Raw genomic sequence first — 6300 nt, forward strand, 5'->3', positions numbered from 1 at the left:
GAGATTATGAAGAATCTTTTTCGCTTCGTCAACCCCTTTTTTGCATCGCTGCTCAAAAGCTGCTGACTGCGCGCCGCCCGTTTCTGCGGCGGCCTCCGCCGTCCGGACGCCTGTTTCATCACGTCCGTGCTGCGAAGGGGGCGAATCTTACCGCCCTCCACCGCCCTCGCGCAAGGGGGACGCGTAGAAAAATTTTCTACCGGGTTCCAGTGAGCGCCGCCAGCGGCACAGCCTCCGCCATCGCCGCATAACCCGCATCGCTCGGATGGATGTGATCGCCGCTGTCGTACTCACGGCGTAATCGCACGGGATCAGCGGGATCACGCAGCGCAGCGTCGAAATCGACTACGTCGTCGAATGCTCGGGTGGTCCGAATCCATTTATTTACCGATAGCCGGATTGTTTCACGCGCCGGCGGCAGTGACGCTGGCGTCAAAGTCCCGCCAAGAATGCGCACGCCGCGCGCGTGCGCCAGCGCGATCACGCGCTTGTAGCCCGCAATCAGATCTTCCGCACTCACTTGCGTGTGCGGCGCGTCGCAGTCGAGTCCCGTCCGGGCCGGCATTACCTGGAAATTGATGTCGTTGATGCCGATAAGCAGAACGACCGTCTTTACGCCCGGGCGGCGCAGCGCGTCGCGCTCGAAACGCCGCTCCAGCGCCTCACCGTAACAAGGAGAGTCGCTTAGCAAGCGGTTTCCGCTAATCCCGAGATCGATCACCGCCAGATCCATCCGCTGCGCGCGCGCGAGGCGTCGCGCCAGCGCATCCGGCCAGCGGCGGTTTCGATTGAGCGACGATCGCATTCCGTCCGTGATCGAATCGCCGATGGCCGCGACCGTCGATGCCTGCGGCGCATCGACAGCCAATCCAGTCACCCAGGCGTACTGCGTGAAGCGCTGTGCGAAGGCGGCGGGTGATGCGTCGGCGACGTGATCGCCCGGGGGCGAAACGTAATTCAGCTGACTGCTCACCCGATGCCAGGCCGTCATCGTCTGGTGAGTCCCCATATAAGAACTTATCGCGTACGGCACACCGGCGCGCAGGTCGATTTCCACCGGATCACTGTCCAGTTCGCCACCTGGCGGCACCGATACATCCGGCCGTCCGCCGAACGTCACACGCGCGGCACCCCTCGCGTTCGTCGCCGCGCCGCCCGCCGAAGGTGCGATCCCCATCGATTCGATGACAAGCGGTACGCGCCCGTACTCGTTACTGATGTGAATCTTCGCGATCCCGCCGCCCAATGTCGGATACACGATTTGACGGACGGTGCGGCCCGCAATGTCGGGCGCGCGGTAAAGCGGCGGTGGAGAGACAAGCGGCGGAATCGGCTGCAGCGCCGTCGCCCAGCTCGTCACCCATGTAGCCGACGGCTGGTCGGCATCTGCCGGGGCGGCAATGCCCAACGCGATAAAAAGCGCGGCGCCGGCCGCAACGCTCGAGAGGGAAAGCTTCATCCGGCAGGAAAGGCAGGAGCAAAGCGTCGATTGTGCCCGACGCTACGCGCGACGCACTGTCGATCTCGCTACCGGAGCGAAAAAACTCAACTTCCGTCCGCCCCCGCCGGGCAACTCCCATCCGACGCACCAAAACTCAGTCGACACACCTCCTGATCTGCCGATTTTTTGCGCAAGCGCAAAAAATTATTTACCGACCGGTCGGTAGGCTTATACTGCGCCGCATAGCTAACGTTCACATGAGTGTCCGCCATGTACACCCAATCGCTCGACATCCCCGGCAACGTCGCCGCATCCGACACGGCACCCGACGCAGCGCCCGCAACGCCGCAGCAGGCCCGCTTCGACGCCGTCATGGCCGCCGACGGCAAGATCGAGCCGCAGGACTGGATGCCCGACGCCTACCGCAAGACGCTCGTGCGCCAGATCTCGCAACACGCGCATTCGGAGGTGGTCGGCATGCTGCCCGAGGGCAACTGGATCTCGCGCGCACCCAGCCTCAAGCGCAAGGCGATCCTGCTCGCCAAGGTGCAGGACGAAGGCGGCCACGGCCTGTATCTCTACAGCGCGGCCGAGACGCTCGGCGTCTCGCGCGAACAGCTCGTCGACGCCCTGCACGCCGGCAAGGCCAAGTATTCGAGCATATTCAACTACCCGACGCCCACCTGGGCGGACGTCGGCGTGATCGGCTGGCTTGTCGACGGCGCGGCGATCATGAACCAGATTCCGCTGTGCCGCTGCAGCTACGGCCCGTACGCGCGCGCCATGGTGCGCATCTGCAAGGAGGAGTCGTTCCATCAGCGCCAGGGGTTCGATGCGCTGCTCGCGATGATGCAGGGCACCGACGCGCAGCGCGCGCTCGTCCAGCAGGCGGTGAACCGCTGGTGGTGGCCGGTGCTGATGATGTTCGGTCCGGGCGATGCCGCGTCGGTGCACAGCAACCAGTCGACGAAATGGGGGATCAAGCGCATTTCGAATGACGACCTGCGCCAGAAGTTCGTCGACGCCACCGTCGAGCAGGCGCGCGTACTGGGCGTGACGCTGCCCGACGCGGACCTGAAGTGGAACGAAGCGCGCGGCCACTACGACTACGGCGCGATCGACTGGGAAGAATTCTGGCGCGTGGTGAACGGCGACGGTCCGTGCAACCGCGAACGCCTCGCCACGCGCGTGAAGGCGCACGACGAGGGCGCATGGGTGCGCGAAGCCGCACTCGCCCATGCGCAAAAGCAGATCGAACGTGCGCAACAGCACGCGGCCTGAGCCCGCCGCCACCTGTTGCGGGAGGCAAGCACGGACTCTCGCCGACACAGACATCAAAGGAGAGCTGGAATGAACAAGGAATGGCCGATCTGGGAAGTGTTCGTGCGCAGCAAGCAGGGGCTCGATCACAAGCATTGCGGCAGCCTGCACGCAGCGGATGCGTCGATGGCGCTGCACATGGCCCGCGACGTCTACACGCGCCGCCAGGAAGGCGTGAGCATCTGGGTGGTGCCGTCCGCGGCGATCACGGCGTCGGATCCAAACGAGAAGGCCGAGCTGTTCGAGCCGGCCGGCGACAAGATCTACCGGCATCCGACGTTCTACACGCTGCCCGACGAAGTCAACCACATGTAAGAGACGAGCGCACGACATGACGACGCCCACGCCCGAACATCTCGCCTACGTGCTGCGCCTCGCCGATACGGCGCTGATCCTCGCTCAGCGCAACACGGAATGGTGCGGCCACGGTCCGGTCCTCGAGGAGGACATTGCGCTGGCCAACATGAGCCTCGATCTGATCGGTCAGGCGCGCCTGCTCTACACGCACGCCGCGACGCTGGAGAAGGCGCGCGGCGGGCCCGAGCGCACCGAGGACGACTACGCCTACTTCCGCAACGAGCGCGAGTTCCGGAACTACACGCTCGCCGAGCTGCCGCACTTCGGCCCGCTCGCGGGCACCGTGCACGCACCCAACGACTATGCGGTGACGATCGTGCGCAATTTTCTCTACGCGACGCTGATGGCGCATCTGTGGCACGCGCTGCTGCAATCGGCCGATGCGCAGCTCGCGGCGATCGCCGAGCGCTCGCTCAAGGAGACGCGCTATCACGTCCACCACGCGCGCGACTGGCTGGTGCGCCTTGGCGACGGCACCGACGAATCGCACCGCCGCACGCAGGCCGCGCTCGACTGGCTGATGCCGTACACGCGCGAATTCTTCAGCACCGATGCCGTGGAGACGGGCGTCGCCGAAGCGGGCATTGCGCCGCTCACCGCGCAGCTCGAAGCGGCGTGGCGCGCCGACGTGGAAGCCGCCATCGACGAGGCAACGCTCGCGCTGCCCGCACCGGTCGCGCATGTGACGACGGGCAAGCTCGGCGAGCATTCGGAACACATGGGCTACGTGCTCGCCGAGATGCAGAGCCTCGCGCGCCAGCATCCGGGCGCGCGCTGGTGAGGGCGCGGAAAGCTACGTGAGACCGCTTGAGGAGGAAGTCACGATGCAGGCGACGAGAGAGGCAAAGATAGAGGCAAAGACGGACCACGCGCTCGCCCGCGCCTGGGAGGCCCTCGAATCGGTGCCCGATCCGGAGATTCCGGTCGTCTCGATCCGCGAACTGGGCATCCTGCGTGCGGTGCGTCGCGGCGTCGACGGCCGGATCGAAGTGGTCATCACGCCCACCTATTCGGGCTGTCCGGCGATGTCGCAGATCGCCGAAGACGTCGCGCGCGCGCTCGACGGTGCGGGTCTCGCGCCCTATCGCATCGAGACGGCGCTCACGCCCGCCTGGACGACCGACTGGATCGGCGAGGCCGCGCGCGAAAAGCTGCGCGCGTTCGGCATCGCGCCGCCCACGGGCCAGTGCGGCGGCGGCGCGCAGGCGCGGCACGTGCAGCCGCTCACCTTCGTGCCGCCGGCCGCGCCGGTTTGCCCGCACTGCGGCTCGCCGAACACCGCACGCCTGGCTCAGTTCGGCTCGACCGCCTGCAAGGCGCTGTACCGCTGTAACGACTGCCGCGAACCCTTCGACTACTTCAAACCGTACTGATATGGCCACTCCGCAATTCCATTCGCTGCGTATCCGTGAAGTGCGGCCCGAAACCGCGGATGCGGTCTCCGTCGCGTTCGAGGTTCCGACTGCGCTGCGCGAGGCGTACCGCTTCACGCAGGGGCAGTTCGTCACGCTCAAGACCCATATCGACGGCGAGGAGACGCGCCGCTCGTACTCGATCTGCGTGGGCGTGACCGATTACGAGCGCGACGGCGAACTGCGTATCGGCATCAAGCGCGTACGCGGCGGACGCTTCTCGAACTTCGCATTCGAGCAGCTTGCGCCTGGCCACGAAATCGAGGTGATGACACCCGACGGTCGCTTCTTCACGCACCTGAACGCGGAACACGGGAAGCACTACGTGGCGTTCTCGGGCGGCTCGGGCATCACGCCGGTGCTCGCGATCATCAAGACGACGCTGGAACTGGAGCCGCGCAGCGCGTTCACGCTGGTCTACGGCAACCGCAGCGTCGACCAGATCATGTTCGCCGAGGAACTCGAAGACCTGAAGAACCGCTTCATGAGCCGCTTCGTGCTCTACCACGTGCTCTCCGACGACCGGCAGGAGGTCGAACTCTTCAACGGCGTGCTCGATCAGGCGAAGTGCGCGGCGTTTCTGGACACGCTGGTGCCGCCCGCCGAGATCGACGAGGCGTTCATCTGCGGCCCCACGCCGATGATGGATGCGGCCGAAGCGGCGCTGAAGGCCGCGGGCGTGGCGGCGCAGAACGTGCACGTCGAGCGCTTTGGCGCGCCGTTGCCGCAGGCGGGCGCGCCGCCGGTCGAGATTGCCGCGGACACCCCGGCGGCAGAGCTGGAAATCGTGCTCGACGGCAAGACGCGCAGGCTGCGCCTGCCCTACGAGGGCGCGAGCCTGCTCGACGTGGGGCTGCACGCGGGCCTGGCGCTGCCGTACGCGTGCAAGGGCGGCGTGTGCTGCACCTGCCGCGCGAAGGTGCTCGAGGGCGAAGTGAAGATGGACCGGAACTACACGCTGGAAGAACAGGAACTGAAGGACGGCTTCGTGCTCACCTGCCAGTGTCATCCGGTGAGCGACAGGATCGTCGTCAGTTACGACGAACGATAACGACGAACGATAAGCTTAAGCCACAGTTCGCTTTCGGCCCTCAGGCGATCCGCTTACACTAGGGGCCGCCCGCGACCGGTACAAATCCGGATAGCGGGCGGTCCCTTTTTTATTTCGGTATCCCCTGATTGCGATGAGCCGCCGATGACCACGATTCACCTCACCCATGGCGAGCCCGTTGCGGCGGCGCTGCGCCAGGCGCTCGACGCAAACGGTCGCGCTGATCGCGTGATCGCACTCCCCGACGATCTCACCGTCGGCCCGCTACGCGATATCGACGACCCCACCGACCGGGGCGCCGCGCGGCGCGCGGCGTTCTGGCAGGGGCTCGATAGCGTGCCCGAGACGCTGACCGGAGGCGACTGCGCGGCGCTCGTCGACCTCGAATCCGACGACTCCAATGTGGTGATCTGGCACACAAATGCCGCCAGCGACCAGTTGACGCTGCGACGCATCTGCTACCGGCTGCGCAACGCGCCGCAGCGCCTGAACGAGGTGCGCCTCGCCGACAGCGATGTCGCAGGCGATGCCGCCGTGGAACGCCTGCGCGCGCGCCTGCCCGACGCCGCGCCGATTTCGGTGCTGCGCATCACGCGGCTCGCGCTGGAATGGCAGGAGACGAAGTTCGCGAACGGCGAGACGCGCCGCTGGCACGACAATACGTTCACGAGCGGCACCTGGGCCGACCTCGATCAGTCGATCGTCGCGATCCTGGGCGC

General features: G+C 66.1%; 7 protein-coding genes. 6 read left to right on the forward strand and 1 reads right to left on the reverse strand.

Annotation, left to right across the window (positions count from 1 at the left end):
- Positions 1 to 196: 196 nt before the first annotated feature.
- Positions 197 to 1459, reverse strand: a complete 1263-nt coding sequence (locus Q0L30_RS02340) for an SGNH/GDSL hydrolase family protein (RefSeq protein ID WP_296650658.1) — start codon at positions 1457 to 1459, stop codon at positions 197 to 199.
- 252 nt (positions 1460 to 1711) lie between these two features.
- On the opposite strand from Q0L30_RS02340, the gene paaA reads away from it, so the two are divergent.
- The 6 genes from paaA to Q0L30_RS02370 form a co-directional block, all read left to right on the forward strand.
- A complete protein-coding gene (gene paaA / locus Q0L30_RS02345) occupies positions 1712 to 2722 on the forward strand; it encodes a 1,2-phenylacetyl-CoA epoxidase subunit PaaA (protein ID WP_296650661.1) in 1011 nt (336 codons plus the stop codon).
- Positions 2723 to 2791: 69 nt separating this feature from the next.
- Positions 2792 to 3076, forward strand: a complete 285-nt coding sequence (gene paaB / locus Q0L30_RS02350) for a 1,2-phenylacetyl-CoA epoxidase subunit PaaB (protein ID WP_293036842.1) — start codon at positions 2792 to 2794, stop codon at positions 3074 to 3076.
- Between the two features lie 16 nt (positions 3077 to 3092).
- Complete coding sequence (paaC, locus tag Q0L30_RS02355) at positions 3093 to 3899, forward strand: 1,2-phenylacetyl-CoA epoxidase subunit PaaC (protein WP_296650669.1); 807 nt, start codon at positions 3093 to 3095, stop codon at positions 3897 to 3899.
- A gap of 43 nt (positions 3900 to 3942) precedes the next feature.
- Positions 3943 to 4491: a 1,2-phenylacetyl-CoA epoxidase subunit PaaD gene (paaD, locus tag Q0L30_RS02360; RefSeq protein ID WP_296650677.1), complete on the forward strand. Its 549-nt coding sequence runs from the start codon at positions 3943 to 3945 to the stop codon at positions 4489 to 4491.
- A 1-nt stretch (position 4492) separates the two neighbouring features.
- On the forward strand, positions 4493 to 5581 hold the full coding sequence (paaE, locus tag Q0L30_RS02365) for a 1,2-phenylacetyl-CoA epoxidase subunit PaaE (protein ID WP_296650672.1): 1089 nt from the start codon (positions 4493 to 4495) through the stop codon (positions 5579 to 5581).
- 144 nt (positions 5582 to 5725) lie between these two features.
- A partial coding sequence (locus tag Q0L30_RS02370) for a DUF1835 domain-containing protein (RefSeq protein WP_296650674.1) occupies positions 5726 to 6300 on the forward strand: 575 nt, incomplete at its 3' end.

This window comes from Paraburkholderia sp., from assembly GCF_024281035.1.
Lineage (GTDB): Bacteria > Pseudomonadota > Gammaproteobacteria > Burkholderiales > Burkholderiaceae > Paraburkholderia.